Below are 646 nucleotides of genomic sequence, written 5' to 3'. Positions count from 1 at the left end.
CCACGTCGGTATGGCCCAGCAGTACCAACACCGGTGCGCCTTGGCCGTGGGTCGCCCACAGGTTGTCGACGTCGCCCAGGCGAAGGTGATCGCACTGGAACCCGGCCTGCTTCAGGCGTGCCGCCAACAGTGCCTGGCAGCCAGCATCATCGGGGGTCACCGAGGGCCGTGCGATCAGTTCGCAGGTCAGGTCGAGGACCGCGCTCATGCGTCACCCACACCGAAGCGGGCCTTGAAACCGTTGTCGCTGAAGCCCTGGCTGACCGTGCCATCGGCAGTGACCACCAGCGGACGCTTGATCAGCTGCGGGTATTCACGCAGCAGCAGCTTCCATTCGGCCTCGGAGTCGGCGGCCTTGCGGTTGTCCGGCAACTGCCGCCAGGTGGTGGACGACTTGTTCACCATCGCGGCCAGGCCCCCCAGCTGCCCAGCCCACGCCAGCAGTATTTCCGGGTTCGGCTTGTTCTCGCGGTAATCGACGAAGGTGTAAGGCACGCCGAAGCGGTCCAGCCACTTGGTCGCCTTCTTGCAGGTATCGCAGTTCTTCAAACCGTAGACAGTGGTGCTCATGGCCATCTGTGATGCTGGAAAACAGAGGGTCAGAATCTCACAACAGGCGCTCGGACACGACCCGGAACGGGACCCG

General features: G+C 63.9%; 2 protein-coding genes. Both read right to left on the bottom strand.

Annotated features, from left to right (window positions below; translation table 11 throughout):
- Window positions 1-208, bottom strand: a 208-nt coding sequence (locus DAI20_RS19635; protein WP_205781509.1) for a zinc-binding metallopeptidase family protein, incomplete at its 3' end; no start/stop codon positions are given.
- Window positions 205-576 (bottom strand): Spx/MgsR family RNA polymerase-binding regulatory protein, encoded by a 372-nt coding sequence (locus tag DAI20_RS19630; RefSeq protein ID WP_197655695.1) that lies wholly within the window; start codon window positions 574-576, stop codon window positions 205-207. The genes DAI20_RS19635 and DAI20_RS19630, both read right to left, overlap by 4 nt.
- Window positions 577-646 lie beyond the last annotated feature (70 nt).

It is taken from the genome of Planctomonas deserti (assembly GCF_003067705.1).
In the GTDB taxonomy this organism is placed as follows: Bacteria; Actinomycetota; Actinomycetes; order Actinomycetales; family Microbacteriaceae; genus Planctomonas; species Planctomonas deserti.
The sequence above is the reverse complement of the archived record's forward strand: the minus strand, read 5'-3'. Positions and strand labels throughout refer to the sequence as shown.

What these genes read in the sequence shown, in the direction of transcription:
- DAI20_RS19630 (WP_197655695.1), bottom strand. Translation starts at nt 576, where the DNA reads ATGGCCATGAGCACCACTGTCTACGGTTTGAAGAACTGCGATACCTGC.